Genomic DNA, 15,330 nt, shown 5'->3' with positions numbered 1-15,330 from the left:
GTACTCGACCCCCGGGCCGGGGTCGGCACCCACGAGATGGGCCACTTGAGCGCCGAGTACGGCGCGTGGACGGCCCGGACCGGCAGGTTGCACCTGCGCTGGTCGGGGGCCAGCGACGCCAAACCGGGCCCGGGAGGAGGGCTCGAGCTCGGCGTCGACCTCGCCCCGGGGTCCCACCATGACCTGGTGCTCGAAGTCTCTGACCAGGCCCTGGGCGCCGATCCGATCCAGGCGGCGCAGGCATGGGAGGCAACCGAGGCCGCCTGGGCATCCGCCGTCCCCCCGCTGGACGGCACACTGGCTCGGCGCGACGTCTGCCACGCCTACGCCGTGCTCCGTGGCCTCACCAGCGCCGGAGGCGGGATGGTGGCCGCCGCCACCATGGGCCTGCCCGAGCGGGCCGGCGCCGGGCGCAGCTACGACTACCGCTACGTGTGGGTCCGGGACCAGTCCTACACCGGCCAAGCCGTCGCCGCCCACGGTCCCCACCCGCTCCTCGACGACGCCGTGGCCTTCGTGGCCGAGCGCCTCGCCACCGATGGACCCGACCTCAAGCCGGCCTACACTGTCACCGGCGGACCGGTACCTGACGAACGCCGGTTGACCAACCTCGACGGTTACCCCGGCGGGACGGACAAGGTCGGCAACTGGGTCAACCAGCAGTTCCAGCTCGACGCCTTCGGCGAGGCGCTCTTGCTTTTTGCCGCCGCCGCCCGCCACGACCACTTGGACCTCGAGCATTGGCGGGCGGCCGAGGCCGCCGCCGCCGCCATCGAGGGACGCTGGGGCGAGGCCGACGCCGGGATCTGGGAACTCGACAACCATCACTGGACCCACTCTCGGCTCATGTGCGTTGCCGGCCTGCGGGCCATCGCCACCGCGGCGCCGGCCGGTCCGCAGACCAGGAGGTGGACCACGCTGGCCGACGCCATCGGCGCCGACGTGGCCTCCGACAGCCTGCACCGAAGCGGACGCTGGCAGCGGGCCCCCGACGACGAACGGGTCGACGCCGCCCTGTTGTTGCCCGCCATCCGCGGGGCCCTTCCCGCCGGTGACCCCCGCAGCCTGGCCACCCTCGAGGCAGTGAAGTCCGAGCTCGGCCGTTCCGGCTACCTCTACCGGTTCCGCCACGACGATCGGCCTCTGGAGGACGCCGAGGGCGCCTTCGTGCTGTGCGGATTCCTCATGGCCTTGGCCATCCACCAGCAGGACCGGACCACCGAGGCCGTCGGCTGGTTCGAGCGCAACCGGGCCGCCTGCGGGCCGCCGGGGCTGTTCACCGAGGAGTTCGACGTCCGCCAGCGCCAGCTGCGGGGCAATTTCCCCCAAGCATTCGTCCACGCCCTCATGTTCGAGGCGGCAGCCCGGCTGGCCCGGCCGTGGGACACTCCCTGAAACCGGGAAAGGAACCGGACATGACCCAGACCGTCGTCATCACCGGGGCGAGCGCAGGCATCGCCCGCGCTACTGCCCAGCTCTACGGCGCCCGGGGCGACCGCGTCGGCATGCTGGCCCGGGGCCAGGCGGGCGTGGACGGGGCCGTCAAAGACGTCGAGGATGCCGGAGGCAAGGCCCTGGCGGTGCCGACTGACGTCGCCGACTACGACCAGGTCAAAGAGGCGGCCCGCCAGGTCGAAGACGCACTGGGGCCTATCGACGTGTGGATCAACGTGGCCTTCACCTCGGTCTTCGCGCCCTTTTGGGAGATCGGACCCGATGAGTTCAAACGAGTCACCGAGGTCAGCTACCTCGGCTTCGTCTACGGCACCCGCGTGGCCCTCGACCTGATGAGACCCCGCGACCACGGCATCATCGTCCAGGTCGGCTCGGCGCTCGGTGACCGCAGCATCCCACTGCAGAGCGCCTACTGCGGCGCCAAGCACGCCATCAACGGGTTCACGTCCTCGCTTCGCACCGAGTTGATGCACGAGGCCAGCAACGTCCATGTCACAGTGGTCCAGATGCCGGCGGTGAACACCCCCCAGTTCTCCTGGGTATTGTCCCGTCTGCCCAATCATCCCCAGCCGGTTCCGCCCATCTATCAGCCCGAGGTGGAGGCCCGCGGCGTGGTGTTCGCAGCTGACCATCCCAAGCGCAAGCAGTACTGGATGGGCGCCAGCACCGCCGCCACCATCGTTGCCAACAAGGTTGCCCCGGCGCTGCTGGACCGCTACCTGGCCCGGACCGGGTTCAAGTCCCAGCAGACGGGCGAGCGGGTGGACCCTGACCGCCCCCACAATCTGTGGGAGCCCGCCGACGGTGACGGCGGCCACGACTACGGCGCCCACGGCGCGTTCGACGACCAGGCCCACCACACCAGCCCGGAGATGTGGGTCTCCCATCACGCCCGCACCGTGGCGGCGGTTGCGGGCGCCGCCGTCGCCGTCACGGGGACGTTTGCCACCCGGTTCCTCGCCCGGCGCTCGGAGGTGACCGACCGAGAGGGATCCACCAGCCATCCCGTGACCCGCTGAGCGCCATGATCCACCTGGTCCAGGACGACAGTCGAGCGCAGACCGGAGTGCCGGCATCAGCCGCGCCGGCACCCCGGCGCGAACAGGGCGTCTCCGCCGGGACGACCTCCGACGGCCCGACGACAACCGCGCTGCGCTCGGTCCGCGCCGGGCTGGGCGCAGGACAGCTCCTCTGTCCCGGCCTGGCCGCTCGGGTCCTGGCCGCTCAGCATCTCGACGACAGGGCCCGACGGGTCGTGCGGGTGCTCGGAGCCCGGCAGGTGGCCCAGGCGGTGCTCACCGGTACCCGGCCCTCCCACGCCGTGTTGGTGCTCGGCACCGGGGTCGACGCGCTCCACGCCGCCAGCATGGTGTTCCTTGCTCTGTTCGACCGTCGTCTCCGCCGAGCCGCGCTCGCTGATGCATTCATCGCACTGGGGTTCGCCGGGGCCGGCTTCACGATCATGACCACCAGAGGCCGGGGAGGCCGCCGTGTCTGAGATCGAGAAGCTGGACGTGAGCGTGTACACCGTCCCCACCGAAGCGCCCGAGTCCGACGGGACCCTCACCTGGACCGCCACCACCGTGGTGGTGGCCGAGCCGAGGGCGTCGGGGAGCACCGGCCTCGGCTTCTCCTACGCCACCGGCGCCTGCGCCCGGCTCATCAACGACGTCCCCGTCTACGGCAGTGGCGGTTTCACCTCGCTCACCGACGACGAGCTGGCCCATCAGTTGGGGGCCTGGGTGCACGACCTCGGCATCCCCCGGGTGAAGATGAAGGTGGGCGAAGCCTGGGGATCGCGGCCCGAACGGGACCTCGCGCGCGCCGCACTCGCCAGGCGAACCATCGGGGAGGGTCCTGAGCTCTTCGTCGACGCCAACGGCGGCTATGCCACCAAGCAGGCCATCCGCCTGGCCCGGGCCTACGCCGATCTGGGCGTGACCTGGTTCGAGGAGCCGGTCTCCTCTGACCACCTGGGAGCCCTGGCCGAGATCCGGGCCCAGACCCCGATCGACATCGCCGCCGGGGAGTACGGCTATGACCTGTTCTACTTCCAGGCCATGTGTGACGCGGGTGCCGTCGACTGCCTGCAGGCCGACGTCTCCCGGTGCGCCGGGGTCACCGAGTGGCTCAGGGTGGCCGCGCTGGCCGAGTCCTTCGGCCTGCAGGTCTCGGGACACTGCGCCCAGTCCCTCCACCTCCACCCTGCCTGCGCCGTGGACAACGTCCGCCACTTGGAGTACTTCGCCGACCATGCCCGCCTCGACCGCATGCTCTTCGACGGGGTGCTCGAGCCAGCCGGCGGTGTCCTGCGGCCGGACCTCTCCCGCCCCGGACTCGGCCTGGAGCTCAAGCGTTCCGACGCCGAGGTCTACCGGGTGCCCGGATGACTCGGGCGGCTCCGAGGTCACCCACGCCGGTGGGACACGGCACCGACACGGCCGAGCGGGCCACGCCTCCCTGAACGCCGGGGCCGCCTTCGACCGAGATGGCCCATGCCGCCTCGTTGCGGGCCCTCGGTGTTCACCACCAGGCCGCAAGGGCGGCCGTGGCGGCCAGGCCACGCTGGGGCTGGAGCCGAGTCGGTAACCGCTCCGATCCCCGTCTCGTTCGAATGTGACGGAAGCCAATCGGCTCGCCGGTCTAACGTGGGCGCAGGGCCGAAGCTTTAGGAGGCCGTCATGATCGTCGTCGTCGGTCTCATCATCCTGGTCGCAGCGGTGGTCGTCGGCGTGGCCGGCGTGCTCAGCAACGGTGGCAGCGGCCATGCCCTGACCCACGGGTTCGCGGTGTTCGGCTACCACGTGACCGGCTCCACCGGCGCGCTGTTCCTCTACGGCATCGTCGTTGGGGCGATCGCCCTCTTCGGGCTGAGCCTGCTCCTGGCCGGGGCGCGCCGCACCTCCCGCCGGGGCCGGGCCGCACGCCGGGGGCTGAAGCAGTCCCGCGCCGAGACGGCTGTGGTCGCCCAGGAACGCGAAGATCTGATCGACCAGCGCCAGGCCGCCCGCGACGAACACCGGGAGGAGCAGATCCCGCCGCCATAAGCGCCCCGGCCGCCGGCCACAGCTGAGGCAAGGCCCAGATGCCGGTGGACTGCCGGCGCTGACGTACAACGCGGTGTCTGGATCGATCCCGCCGCCGGCGGATCCGCCTCTCGGAGTGGGCCGAGGCGTACCTGGCCACGGTGGTCAACCTGCGACTCGGAACTGTGGCCACCTACCGGCGGGATCTGACCCGCTACGTCCTCCCCCACTTGGGTGCCATTTCCCTCAGCCGACTCGGACCGCTGGACCTCCGGGCCTGGCTGGCCGAGGAGCTGGCCCAAGGTCTGGCTGCCAGTTCGGTCCACCGTCACTACCGAACCCTGCGACGGCTGCTGGAGGTGGCAGTCGAAACGGACCTGCTGGCCAAGAACCCCTGCACAGCCGTTCAGCCGCCGATCGTGCCAACAAAGGAGATGCGCTTCCTGACCGCGGCCGAGGTGGCCGAACTGGCGGAAGCAACAAGTCCTTGGTACCGGACCCTCATCTACACCGCCGCGTACACCGGTCTGCGGTGGGGGGAACTCACCGGCTTGCGTCGCAAGAGGGTCGATCTTCTCCGGCGGACCCGCCATCCGCCAGATCAGGTACATGCTCAGGGCGTAGAGGGCGCAGGCGGCCGAATCCGCCGACCCCGGCCCGGCAGCGGGCCGTCTGGATCGGGACTCGTCGGTCATGGTTCGCGGTGACCGTACCGCGGGCGAGACCGGGAAAGCCTTCATACCTGAAGCTCGCGCCAGTCGGTTGGACCTACGCAGGTGCGCCCCGGAAGTCGGCGTCCGCACCCGACAGCACCGGCCCTGGGAACGGGCGCACCGGCGGTGTCCTTTCCTCGGCGGGAAGCTCCATGCCGCCTCCACTTCCCAGCCACGGGCTCCACACAGCTGGGAGTTGAGATGGGCGAGTCGCGTAATCCAGACAGTTCGGAGGCCCACCATGTCGTTGACCGAGCAAATGTCGCCTTCGGAGAACCGCTCCACCGAGCGCATCGAGGCTGTCCTGGTGGCCGAGACCAGCCGGCTGACCGACCTCCTCGATCGGCTCCAGGACGAACTCACCGAGACCGACGCCGACGGCATCGACGGAGGCGGAGAGGGTCGGGACCCGGAGGACCGGGCCGCGCTGGCCAGGCTCATCGGGCGCCGCCAGGTCGACCTCGATGAGGTGGATGCTGCCCTCAAGCGCCTGGCGGCGGGCATCTACGGGACCTGCGAGTCCTGCGGTTGTCGCATCCCCGCCGAGCGTCTCGACGCCATTCCGGAGGCCCGGCGCTGCGTGTGCTGCCTGGTCGCACCGGGGACGGGACCGGACCGTCTCCTGCGGGTACGGCCGGGTCGCAGCGTTGCCGGGGGGTCGCGGAGCGACGTCGGCCCGACGGGAGGCGCACCATGCCGGTGCTGACCGAATCCCCGCCGGGCCCCCGTGGCCCCAACGCGGGCCACTACCCGGGCCACCACTCCCTGGATCCCCACAGCAGGCCGCTCGGGAGTGGGTTGAGTCGCCGCCGCGCCGCGGCGCGGAGCCTGGCGAGCTGGACCGGGACCCTGGGCGCCGGGGCGATCCTCGGGGTGGCGTCGCGACTCGGTGACGACTTGGTCGGGGGCTGGGCGTGGATCGCCAACATCGGCGGGCCCTGGCTGGTGGCGGCCTTCGTTCTCGGCACGCTGGCCCGCTCGCCGCGCACGGCCGCGGCCTGGGGCACGCTGGCACTGCTCTCTGCGGTCGGCTCGTACTACACCTGGATCGCGCTGGTCCAAGACGGGGCCGGCCGCCAGCACCTGGGTTGGTTGGTGGCGCTTTGGGTCGTCGTGGGCGCCGGGGCGGGCACCGCCTTCGGGGCGGCCGGCTGGGCGTGGCGGACCGGCCCCGGCCCGGCTCGGCTGGTCGGAGCCGGCCTTCTGTCCTCGGCCCTCGTGGGGGAGGCCGCCGTGCTCCTCGCCGGCGAGTCGGCGGGTGTCCAGGCCGTGTTCCTGGCCGAGCTGGTCGTCGGTGGGGCGCTTCCGTGGGCGCTGCTCCGACATCCCCGGGACGTGGCCGGCTCGGCCGTCCTGGCTGCCACGTTCCTGCCCGCCGCCGTGGTGGGCACCGCGGCGGTCATGGCCGCCGCCGCCCGGCTGGCGTCGTGAGACACTCGGTCGCCACCGGGCGGCCGTGGGCCGGCCGGTTGATGAAGGGGGACGGACCATGGCCGCCACGGTGATGGTGGTGGAGGACGAGACCAAGCTGCGCGACCTGCTGCGCGCCTACCTGGAGCGCGAGGGCATGGAGGTGCTGTCCACCGGATCGGGGGCCGAGGCGATCACCTGGGCCCACGAGGCGTCCCCCGATCTTGTCGTGTTGGACCTGGGGCTTCCCGACGTAGCGGGCGAGGAGGTGGCCCGCGAGGTGCGGTCGGTATCCGACGTGCCCATCCTCATCCTCACCGCCAGGACCGAGGAGTCCGATCGGATCCGGGGCTTGGAGCTGGGCGCCGATGACTACGTGACGAAGCCCTTCAGCCCCCGGGAGCTCGTCCTGCGGGTGCAGGCCATCCTGCGCCGGGGCCGGAGCGCCGATGTCCCGGACGCCACCGCCTCGTTCGGTCAGGGCGAGCTGGTCATCGACGAGGAGCGACGCCAGGTGACCGTGCGGGGCGGGCCGGTGGAGCTGACGCCCACAGAGTGGGGCATCCTCACCGCCCTGGCCCGGGTGCCCGGGCGGGTGTACTCCCGCTACGAGCTCATCAACCGGGTGCGGGGATACGAGTTCGAAGGCTACGAGCGAACCGTCGACAGCCACGTGAAGAACCTGCGCCGCAAGCTCGAGGCCGACCCCGGCTCCCCACGGATCGTCACCACGGTCCTCGGCGGCGGTTACCGCCTCGGCCTGGCCCGGGATGGCTGATCTGGGGCGCCGGGGCCGTTACGCCCGGGGAGGGGTGGCCTCACGTCTGGCGGTGGCCTTCGTGGCCGTGGCCCTGGCGGCTGTGGGACTCTTCGCGGTGCTGACGGTGGTGGCGGAGTCCCGCGACGTGTCGAGCCTGGCCCGCCAGCAGGCCGCCGACCTTGCCCACGCCGTAGCGGCCACCGCCGCCAACGACTATCGCTCCCACGGGAGCTGGTCCGGCGTCGACCTGTCCGACGCCCTGGCCGTAGCCGACGCGGTGGGCGCCCGGGTGACGATCACGGACCGGGCGGGCTCGGCGGTGGCCCGGAACCCCGGCTCCGTCGATCGGGCGGGCGCCACCGATCGCGCCCGGGCCCCTGCGGTCGTCGACGGGCGCACGGTGGGCGAGGTCGACCTGGTCATCGGCTCGGGAGGAGTGGGCCGGGCGGATGCCCACCTGCGCCATGCCCTGGCGCTGGGACTGGCCGGATCCGCGGGAGCCGCCGTGCTGCTGGCGCTCGGGGCGGCGGTCCTGTTGGCCGAGCGCATCAGCCGCCCGCTTCGCCGCCTCACGATCGCGGCCCGGGCCATGACCGCCGGGCGCCGGGACGCCCGGGTCGGCGAGGTTCCCGCACCCCGGGAGCTGGCCGAGCTGGCGGAGGCGTACGACACCATGGCCGCCGCCGTCGAGAAGGAGGACCGCCTGCGCCGAACGGCGGCGGCGCACGTGGCCCACGAGCTGCGCACCCCGGTCGCCATCATCCTGGCCGCCTGCGAGGCCATGCTGGACGGAGTCACCGCGTCGAACACGGAGAGCCTGGCGTCGCTCCGCGACGAGGCGTTGCGCCTGGCGGCCCGGGTGGACGACCTGGAGACCCTGGCCTCGGCCGAGGCTGCCGGCCTCAGCCTGCACAAGGTGCCCGTAGACCTGGCCGAGGTGGCCACCGGAGCCGCCGACGCCCTGGCCGACCGCTACGCCGCCTCCGAGCTGACCCTGTATAGGAAGCTCTCGGCCACGTGGGTGGCCGGGGACGCGGGACGGCTGCACCAGGTGGTCACCAACCTCTTGACCAATGCCGCCAAGTTCTCACCGGCCGGCTCGGTGGTCGAGCTCGCGGTCGGTTCGGCCGCAAACCGGGCACTGCTGGAGGTGCGCGATTCGGGTCCGGGGATCTACGCCAGCGAGATCCCCCACCTCTTCGAGCCCTTCTGGCGTGGACGGGCCGGCGCCTCCCGGGCCGGTTCGGGCGTCGGCCTCGCCGTGGTGGCCGAGCTGGTGGGCGCGCACGCCGGCACGGTGGAGGTGGACAGCGTGGCCGGCCAGGGCGCCACGTTCCGGGTCGTCCTGCCGCTACATCACATGGGGCCACCCCCCCGGGGCTGAGCGGCGGCGGATCTCCACACCACCGCCACACCGGCTGCATCCCGTCGCTACCCGAGCATCGTTGGATGCAGACATGACCAGCTATCAGAGCAATGAAGCAAGCATCCGGGCCGACCTGCGTCACCGGGCCACGGTCTCAGCAGGCGTCGGCCTGCTGACCTTCTCCGCCATTCTCACCTGGGTGGTCGCCGGCACGTGGGTGGCCCTCGGCCTGCTCGGACTCCTCGCAGGGGCGGCACTGGCCTGGTCGGCGGGGCGGACGTCGCGTCTCGAGTCGAGGCGGGAAGCCGACATCGCGGAGCCGACTGCCGAGCGGATCCCAGCTGGCCTGGCCGTCGGCCCGGGCCAGATCGACCCCGGGGACGAGGTGGACCGACACGACGTCCTCGAGCGAGCCCTGCGCCACGACCTGCCCCTGATGGTGAACCTGTGCCAGGGTCTGGCCTCGGGCGGCCTACCCCAGGCGGGGCTGTTGGCCGAGCACACCTACGTGGTCAGCGACGCCGTGCGCCGACTCCTGGCCGAGGACGACCTGGGCCACCCGGCCGGCTCGGGCGCCGGGTTCGAAGCGCTGGCGGCCGAGCGCGCCGCGGTGGCGGCCCAGCTCTGCGAAGTGGCGGGCCGCGCCGAGCGGCTCTATACCGCCGACCGTCCCGGGGGGCTCGATCACCTCGACTGGCACCTGGCTCGACTGTGGGTGGTCCTCGACGACTATCTGGCGGTCCGCCGCGACCGCGAGGACAACGAGGACGGGCGAGCACGGGACGCTTCGGGTATCAACCGGGAGTGTCCGGCCATGCCCAGCCGCCGCCGGGCCCGGCTGCTCGCCTGGTCGGCGGTCGCCTCCGGTGCCGAGCTGTCGGCACTGCGGGCTGGCGAGCCCGCCATGACCCGGACCTGGCTGCGCCTGGGCATGGACCGGCGGGCCCGGAAGCGCGCCGTGCGCCTGTTCGGCCGGGCGGCCACGGAGCACCGCTCGACGAGGACCCCGGCCGGCCGCCGGGCGCCGGCGTCCTCCGGGCGCGAAGTCGCCTGAGCGCATCCGCTACTGCGCCAGATAGCCGGAAGCGGCGGTGAGGACCCCGGTATGGGCCTGGTGCGCCCTGGTCGGCGTGATCGCGGCGCTGTTGGCCGTGGACCTGTACACCGGGCGCCACGCGACACAGAGCCTGCTTCGGGCCCTGGTCACGAGCGGGGCATGGATCGTCGCCGGCATAGGCTTCGGTGCGGTCCTCGGAGTCCTGTCAGGACCAGGAGTGGCCAGCCAGTACTTCGCCGGCTACGCGCTCGAGAAGTCGTTGAGCATCGACAACGTCTTCGTCTTCGCCATGATCTTCACCGGCCTGGGGGTCCCCTCATTCCAGCAGCGCCGGGTCCTCTTCTACGGGGTGGTGGGGGCCTTGGTGCTGCGGGCCGGCTTCATCGCCGGGGGCGCGGCGGCGCTGCAGCGATTCGGCTGGGTGCTCGGCGCCTTCGCCGTGTTCCTCCTCGTCGCCGGGGTGCGCATGGCACGGGGTGGACCCCACGTCGGCTCCGGCGGGAGCCGGGCGGTGCGGCTCCTGTCGCGGGTCCTGCCCGTGAGCGCCCAAGCGGACGGTGAGCGGTTCTGGACCCGGGCGGGCGGGCGACGGGCAGCCACACCGCTGTTCGTGGCACTCGTGGCGGTGGAGGCGGCCGACATCGCCCTGGCGGTCATCGCCGCAGCCGTCGGCGCCTCGGTCGGGGCCAGCCTGGCCTGGCCCCCGGCCCACCCGGACACCGACGTCGCCCGGACCAAGGTCAGCGAGACTGGGGCGTGAGCCTCATCGAGCACCTCGATGTGGCCTCGGCGGGGTCCTACGCCATTGCATTCCTCGTTCCCGCGCTCGACGCGGTGGTGCCCGTGCTCCCATCGGAGACCGCCGTGATCACCCTCGGAGTTGCCACTGCCGGCAGCGTCGATGTGCGCATCGGGATCCTCGTGGCGCTGGCCGCGGCGGGGGCATGGGCGGGGGACAATCTCTGCTACGTCCTCGGTCGGCGCTTCGGGCCCGTCCTCGACCGGCGCCTCTTCTCCGGCGAGCGCGGCGTCCGGCGGAGGGAGTGGGCTCGCCACGCCCTGGCCCGGCGGGGCGCCGCGCTTATCGTCGCCTGCCGGTTCATCCCGGGAGGGCGCACAGCGGTGACGGTGACGTGCGGGGCCACCGCTTACCCGCGCCGGGCGTTCGTCGGAGCCACCGCCGTTGCCGGCGCACTGTGGGCATCCTACGCCTTTGCCCTCGGAAGAATCGGGGGAAAGCGCTTCGAGGACCGCCCCTGGGCTGGTCTCCTCCTCGCGCTCGGAGTCGGGGCGGGCGTCACCGTGGTGATCGAGGGGGCACGCAGACTCCTCTCTCGCAGCCGTCGACGCCGGTCCGGGGTCGCCCCGCCCATCTCCGAGTCGGCGGCCCCCCTGGTCGGCCAAGGCCAGGTGGACGCCGGGCGGGTGCATCTGAGGGCCAACACCAGGCCGATCGACGAGCCGAACCAGGGCGGAAGCTCTGGAATGTTGTTGCGGGAAGACGATGCCCCACCCGGGCCGGCACAAGGGAGCGGCCAGGCGTCTACCTGATCGACACGTGGAGTTGCCGTTGCGGGGCGCTGACGGGTCGGCGCGCCCAGACCAAAGTACCTGCCGGATTCGTACCCCGCGCCTCGGATTCGTGTGACGTGTGGCGGTCAGAACTCGTTGCACCCTGCTCGGCGGCCTGGCGTGGCGGACGACGGGTGTTACGGCGTCGACACAGGGGGCCACCGTCGATCGAGCTGGCCTGCCGGACCCATGACACCCCCGCCCCGGGTGTGCCGATTTCAGTGAGGCTGTAGCGCGGGTCGCGACCACCCCCAACATCGGAGCATGACGGTAGAGGAAATGCTCGGGGACTGGGGGAGGCACATACCTCGTCGCTCACGCCCTGGATCTCCTCACGGTCTACATACCGGCTCGACCCCGCCTCCAACCGCGGGGCCTTCAATGGCAATGACGGACGAGCGAAGGAGGTCCGATGGACATCACCGGGATCCGCCAGTGCCCTTTCTGCGAGCTGCGCTTCACCAACCACAACGAGTTGGAGTCCCACCTGCACGAGGACCACCCCGACCGGGTGGTCCCCGACCACATCTCGACGATCCGTCCGGGAGCTGCGGCGCCGGGCAGCGGGAGGGCCCACACATGGAGCTGAGCGAGATCGGGGCGACGCCACAGGTCGAGATCGGCGGGGTGGTCGTCAACGTCGCCACCCTGGCTTCGTCGGCCCTGGCCGGGGCACTGGTGGTCGGCTGTGGGCTGTGGGCCCGGCGACAGTCCCGGCGCTCCTCGCCGAGCGGGCTGGTATTGGCGTGGGAGGCAACGATCGCCGCGGTGGAGTCCCGCCTCGGCCCGGCGGTCGGATCAGCGGGCCGGCGGGCCGTCCCGCTGGCCATCAGCCTGTTTGGCTTCATCCTGGTCGCCAACTGGGCCCACCTCATCCCCGGCTGGCCGCTCCCGGCTCCCACCGCCGATCTGAACCTGGCCCTGGCTCTAGCCGCGGTCGTGGTGGCCAGTGTCCATGTGACGTCGCTGCGAGCCCGGGGCTGGCGCGGCTACCTGGCCCACTACGCCCGGCCCTACCCCTGGATGCTCCCCCTCAACATGTTGGAGGAGCTGGCCCGCCCGCTCAGCCTGGCCCTGCGGCTGTACGGGACCATGTTCGCCGGCGGGCTCATGGTCCTTCTGATCGGGGAGCTGCTCCCCGCCTACCTGAGCCCGCTTCCCCACGCGGCCTGGAGCGTCTTCGAGGTCGCGGCCGGGGCCATGCAGGCACTCATCTTTTCCCTGCTAACCGTGCTTTACCACCAGGCGGCCCTCGGGTCGGATCGAGCCGCACGTGCCGAACCCATTCCGAACAAGGAGCTCCTAGTTCAATGACCATCGCCGTTGCTTCGATGATGCCCAACGCCACCTTCTTCGTCGAGCTGGCCCTGTTCGGCGCTGTGGCGGGCGTGATCGCCCGCTACGTGGTACCGCCCCTGCGCGACGGCGTGCGGCGCCGCCAGGACGAGATCGCCGACGCCCGCGGAGCGGCAGACACCGACGCCGCCGAGGCCCGCCGCCTACTGGCCGACGCCAGAGCCGAGGCCGAGACGATCCGGGCCGAGGCCCGCCGGGAGGGACACCGCATCCGGCTGGTCTCCCGCGAGGTGGCCGACGGGATCGTCGCCGAGGCCAAGCGGCGCACGCAGGAGACCGCCGCCCCGCCGGACCGACCGACCCGGACACCCCGACGCGCCGCCAGCGGCGCCGTCCGGTAGCCGGAGTTCCACCGCCGAATGAGGAGTAGGAGAATCAGAGAGGAGTGGAGGTGCAGGCACTGATCGAGCACCGCGGCGGAGACCCCGTCGAGGTCCGCAACCGCTTCGAGGGGACTTGGTCGTCCGGCTTTCGTGTCGCCGACTCGGCCGAGATCGACGGCCAGGCCGCCTACCAGCTACGACGGGGGGACGGCACCGTGGTCCCGGGGTGGTTCTCGACCGACGAGCTGCGACCGAGCTGGGAGGCGGTTGTGGAGTGGCAGCTCCCCGAGGAGCAGACCCGCCCGGGCGCCGTGGCAGCGGCGAGCGCTGAAGGGTGGGAAGGTCTTGGTTGATGGTCGCATCAGCCATTCCCTTCGCCATCGCCGCCGGCTTCTTCCCAGCCGGGCTGGCGGCGGTGGCGTGGTACCTGTCGCGCCCGAAGGGGATGCGCCTGGCCGTCACCTACTGCGCCGGGGCGGCCGCGGTCACCGTTGGCAGCGGGGCCGCCCTGCTCATCGTGCTCGGCTCGGGCCGGGTGGTGCCCCACGACCCCGGCGTGCTCATGGGCGCCATCGAGATCGCGGTGGGCTCGGTCGTGCTCGCGCTCACCGCCGCATTCGTGGCCTCCGGAGCCCGCCGGCGCGCCGTGCGGGCCCCGAAGGGCGGCGGCTACCTCGGCGCCTTCGGACTCGGGCTGGCGATGTGGACCCCATCGATCGCATACGTGCTCGCGCTCGAGGCCGTCGCCGCGGCCCGCCTGCGCCCCGCCGTCCAGGCGCTGAACCTGGCGGCCGTCGACGCAGTCATCCTGTCCATGGCCTGGGCACCGGTGCTCGCCTACCGGGCCTTTCCCGGCCCGGCCGAGATCCCGACGTCGCGCCGACGCCCGCCGCTGGCAGCCCAGCGGGCGCGCCGTGGGCATGGCCGCCGTAGTGGCCGTGGCCCTGGCCGGCGGCGGCAGTTCCCAGAGCCCCCTGCAGCGGGTGCAGTCCGCTCCCGACGTCACCGAGGCGACCGGCAGTGCCCGGGTGAGCATCACGACCGAGGTCCAAGGCCACGGTCCGGGCACCCGACCGCCGCCCCCGACCACGGCCATCGGGACTTTCTCTTTCGCTTCGGCCGGCGGGTCGATGCAGCTGGCCCTGCCCCCCGGGGCCTTGGTCTCGGGTCCGGTCGCGCTGGTGGTGGACCATTCCCGCTTCTTCATAAGGCTGCCCGCCGCCACCGCGTCCCCACTCGGGTCCAGACCCTGGCTCGCCGTCGAGCCCATCGACCAGCCCGAGCTGTCAACGACCTCCCTCGGCCCGGTCGGTCTCGTCCAGTCCCTGTCGCCGGCCCTGATGCTGGCCGAGCTGCGCGGGGTCACCGGAGCTCCCAAGGTGATCGGTACCCCCGGCGCGCCGGCGGGGATCAGCGACTACCGGGTGGCGGTGAACCTGGCCCGCGCCGAAGGGCTCGCCTCCGGTCCCGAGCGCCAGTCCCTCCACCAGCTCCGCTCCGAGCTGGGCCTGGTCGTGATCCACGGCGAGGTCCGCCTCGACAGCGCCGGGCGGGTCGTGCTGTGGACCCTGGGCTTCGAACTGTCGCACGTTCTACCGAATCTGGCCCTCGGGACGGAGGTGGTCACCGTCAGGTTCTCGGACTTCGGCACCGACGAATCCTTCTCGGTACCGCCCTCGACGCAGGTGACCGAGTTCGCATCGGTGCAGGGCTCGCCCGCCCTGGCACCATCTGGCGGTGGCGGCTGAACGAGCAGCACGCGCCGGGCGGCGGGTGAGCACGTCGCGCGCGCCGTCTCGTCGCCCGGCTCGTCGCTCCCGCGAGCGGGCTGTCGATGCCGGCATCGTCCGAATTCAGGGCTCGCTCGACCAGCCCCCGGCCCGACCGCCAAGTCCGGCGTCCTCATCTTGTGTCCTGCTTGTGTCCTCGGCCAGATGTTGCAGAGGTTGTGTGGCTCGAGTCGGCACAGAAAATGGCACTCTACCAGGGCATTCTTGTGGAGGCGGCGCCGGGAATCGAACCCGGGTACAGGGCTTTGCAGGCTCATACCTGCCGCCGCTCACGCCCGACGTTTGCCCTGGTTACAGGCTCGCGGAGGCCTCAGCTGACCCTCCCGAACCGGCGGCGTGACACAAACATGACACGCGGGGTCGGCCAGGGAATTGCGGTGCCACCGCCGGAGACCCGCCGAAGTTCCTCGGCTGGTCCCATAGCCGGCTCGTCACGGAGCGATCCCCATCACTCTTCGTGGCGACGCCTCGGACCGGCTCCCGCGCGCGTCGTTGGCTGCCG

General features: G+C 72.1%; 19 protein-coding genes and 1 tRNA gene. 18 read left to right on the top strand and 2 right to left on the bottom strand.

Annotated elements, in window-relative coordinates; translation table 11 throughout:
- The 17 genes from VFW24_15865 to VFW24_15785 form a co-directional block, all read left to right on the top strand.
- A partial coding sequence (locus tag VFW24_15865; protein HEX5268243.1) for a glycoside hydrolase family 15 protein occupies positions 1 to 1,395 on the top strand: 1,395 nt, incomplete at its 5' end.
- Positions 1,396 to 1,415: 20 nt separating this feature from the next.
- Entirely contained in the window at positions 1,416 to 2,474 is a 1,059-nt protein-coding gene (locus tag VFW24_15860) for an SDR family oxidoreductase (protein HEX5268242.1), read from the top strand.
- A gap of 5 nt (positions 2,475 to 2,479) precedes the next feature.
- A complete protein-coding gene (locus VFW24_15855; GenBank protein ID HEX5268241.1) occupies positions 2,480 to 2,953 on the top strand; it encodes a hypothetical protein in 474 nt (157 codons plus the stop codon).
- Positions 2,946 to 3,845 carry an enolase C-terminal domain-like protein gene (locus tag VFW24_15850; GenBank protein ID HEX5268240.1) on the top strand — a complete coding sequence of 300 codons (900 nt, stop codon included), beginning with the start codon at positions 2,946 to 2,948 and terminating at the stop codon, positions 3,843 to 3,845. Before VFW24_15855 ends, VFW24_15850 begins: the two co-directional genes overlap by 8 nt.
- 291 nt (positions 3,846 to 4,136) lie before the next feature.
- Positions 4,137 to 4,502 (top strand): hypothetical protein, encoded by a 366-nt coding sequence (locus tag VFW24_15845; protein ID HEX5268239.1) that lies wholly within the window; start codon positions 4,137 to 4,139, stop codon positions 4,500 to 4,502.
- Positions 4,503 to 4,579: 77 nt separating this feature from the next.
- Positions 4,580 to 5,188 carry a site-specific integrase gene (locus VFW24_15840; GenBank protein HEX5268238.1) on the top strand — a complete coding sequence of 203 codons (609 nt, stop codon included), beginning with the start codon at positions 4,580 to 4,582 and terminating at the stop codon, positions 5,186 to 5,188.
- A 265-nt stretch (positions 5,189 to 5,453) separates the two neighbouring features.
- Complete coding sequence (locus VFW24_15835) at positions 5,454 to 5,900, top strand: TraR/DksA family transcriptional regulator (GenBank protein HEX5268237.1); 447 nt, start codon at positions 5,454 to 5,456, stop codon at positions 5,898 to 5,900.
- 92 nt (positions 5,901 to 5,992) lie between these two features.
- Positions 5,993 to 6,625 (top strand): DUF6518 family protein, encoded by a 633-nt coding sequence (locus tag VFW24_15830; GenBank protein ID HEX5268236.1) that lies wholly within the window; start codon positions 5,993 to 5,995, stop codon positions 6,623 to 6,625.
- 58 nt (positions 6,626 to 6,683) lie between these two features.
- On the top strand, positions 6,684 to 7,382 hold the full coding sequence (locus VFW24_15825; protein HEX5268235.1) for a response regulator transcription factor: 699 nt from the start codon (positions 6,684 to 6,686) through the stop codon (positions 7,380 to 7,382).
- Positions 7,375 to 8,748 (top strand): HAMP domain-containing sensor histidine kinase, encoded by a 1,374-nt coding sequence (locus VFW24_15820; GenBank protein HEX5268234.1) that lies wholly within the window; start codon positions 7,375 to 7,377, stop codon positions 8,746 to 8,748. The genes VFW24_15825 and VFW24_15820 overlap by 8 nt, the downstream gene beginning before the upstream one ends.
- A gap of 73 nt (positions 8,749 to 8,821) precedes the next feature.
- The gene (locus VFW24_15815; protein HEX5268233.1) at positions 8,822 to 9,784 is read left to right on the top strand and encodes a hypothetical protein; all 963 of its coding nucleotides are present in this window, start codon (positions 8,822 to 8,824) and stop codon (positions 9,782 to 9,784) included.
- A 37-nt stretch (positions 9,785 to 9,821) separates the two neighbouring features.
- A complete protein-coding gene (locus VFW24_15810) occupies positions 9,822 to 10,547 on the top strand; it encodes a hypothetical protein (protein ID HEX5268232.1) in 726 nt (241 codons plus the stop codon).
- Complete coding sequence (locus tag VFW24_15805) at positions 10,544 to 11,338, top strand: DedA family protein (protein ID HEX5268231.1); 795 nt, start codon at positions 10,544 to 10,546, stop codon at positions 11,336 to 11,338. The genes VFW24_15810 and VFW24_15805 overlap by 4 nt, the downstream gene beginning before the upstream one ends.
- 433 nt (positions 11,339 to 11,771) lie before the next feature.
- Entirely contained in the window at positions 11,772 to 11,948 is a 177-nt protein-coding gene (locus VFW24_15800; GenBank protein HEX5268230.1) for a hypothetical protein, read from the top strand.
- On the top strand, positions 11,939 to 12,673 hold the full coding sequence (gene atpB, locus VFW24_15795) for a F0F1 ATP synthase subunit A (protein ID HEX5268229.1): 735 nt from the start codon (positions 11,939 to 11,941) through the stop codon (positions 12,671 to 12,673). Before VFW24_15800 ends, atpB begins: the two co-directional genes overlap by 10 nt.
- A complete protein-coding gene (locus VFW24_15790) occupies positions 12,670 to 13,056 on the top strand; it encodes a hypothetical protein (protein HEX5268228.1) in 387 nt (128 codons plus the stop codon). The genes atpB and VFW24_15790 overlap by 4 nt, the downstream gene beginning before the upstream one ends.
- A gap of 44 nt (positions 13,057 to 13,100) precedes the next feature.
- A complete protein-coding gene (locus tag VFW24_15785) occupies positions 13,101 to 13,391 on the top strand; it encodes a hypothetical protein (GenBank protein HEX5268227.1) in 291 nt (96 codons plus the stop codon).
- 109 nt (positions 13,392 to 13,500) lie between these two features.
- On the opposite strand, the gene VFW24_15780 is transcribed toward VFW24_15785, so the two are convergent.
- Positions 13,501 to 13,647, bottom strand: coding sequence for a hypothetical protein (locus VFW24_15780; GenBank protein ID HEX5268226.1), 147 nt, complete (start codon positions 13,645 to 13,647; stop codon positions 13,501 to 13,503).
- A 305-nt stretch (positions 13,648 to 13,952) separates the two neighbouring features.
- On the opposite strand from VFW24_15780, the gene VFW24_15775 reads away from it, so the two are divergent.
- Positions 13,953 to 14,786 carry a hypothetical protein gene (locus VFW24_15775; GenBank protein HEX5268225.1) on the top strand — a complete coding sequence of 278 codons (834 nt, stop codon included), beginning with the start codon at positions 13,953 to 13,955 and terminating at the stop codon, positions 14,784 to 14,786.
- 249 nt (positions 14,787 to 15,035) lie between these two features.
- On the opposite strand, the gene VFW24_15770 is transcribed toward VFW24_15775, so the two are convergent.
- Positions 15,036 to 15,108 (bottom strand) — tRNA-Ser (locus VFW24_15770).
- Between the last annotated feature and the right edge of the window lie 222 nt (positions 15,109 to 15,330).

This window comes from Acidimicrobiales bacterium (genome assembly GCA_036273495.1).
Classification (GTDB): domain Bacteria; phylum Actinomycetota; class Acidimicrobiia; order Acidimicrobiales; family JAJPHE01; genus DASSEU01.
The sequence above is the reverse complement of the archived record's forward strand: the minus strand, read 5'-3'. Positions and strand labels throughout refer to the sequence as shown.

Coding starts and splice junctions, on each gene's coding strand:
- VFW24_15860 (HEX5268242.1), top strand. CDS start 1,416: ATGACCCAGACCGTCGTCATCACCGGGGCGAGCGCAGGCATCGCCCGC.
- VFW24_15855 (HEX5268241.1), top strand. CDS start 2,480: ATGATCCACCTGGTCCAGGACGACAGTCGAGCGCAGACCGGAGTGCCG.
- VFW24_15845 (HEX5268239.1), top strand. CDS start 4,137: ATGATCGTCGTCGTCGGTCTCATCATCCTGGTCGCAGCGGTGGTCGTC.
- VFW24_15835 (HEX5268237.1), top strand. CDS start 5,454: ATGTCGCCTTCGGAGAACCGCTCCACCGAGCGCATCGAGGCTGTCCTG.
- VFW24_15825 (HEX5268235.1), top strand. CDS start 6,684: ATGGCCGCCACGGTGATGGTGGTGGAGGACGAGACCAAGCTGCGCGAC.
- VFW24_15820 (HEX5268234.1), top strand. CDS start 7,375: ATGGCTGATCTGGGGCGCCGGGGCCGTTACGCCCGGGGAGGGGTGGCC.
- VFW24_15815 (HEX5268233.1), top strand. CDS start 8,822: ATGACCAGCTATCAGAGCAATGAAGCAAGCATCCGGGCCGACCTGCGT.
- VFW24_15800 (HEX5268230.1), top strand. CDS start 11,772: ATGGACATCACCGGGATCCGCCAGTGCCCTTTCTGCGAGCTGCGCTTC.
- atpB (HEX5268229.1), top strand. CDS start 11,939: ATGGAGCTGAGCGAGATCGGGGCGACGCCACAGGTCGAGATCGGCGGG.
- VFW24_15790 (HEX5268228.1), top strand. CDS start 12,670: ATGACCATCGCCGTTGCTTCGATGATGCCCAACGCCACCTTCTTCGTC.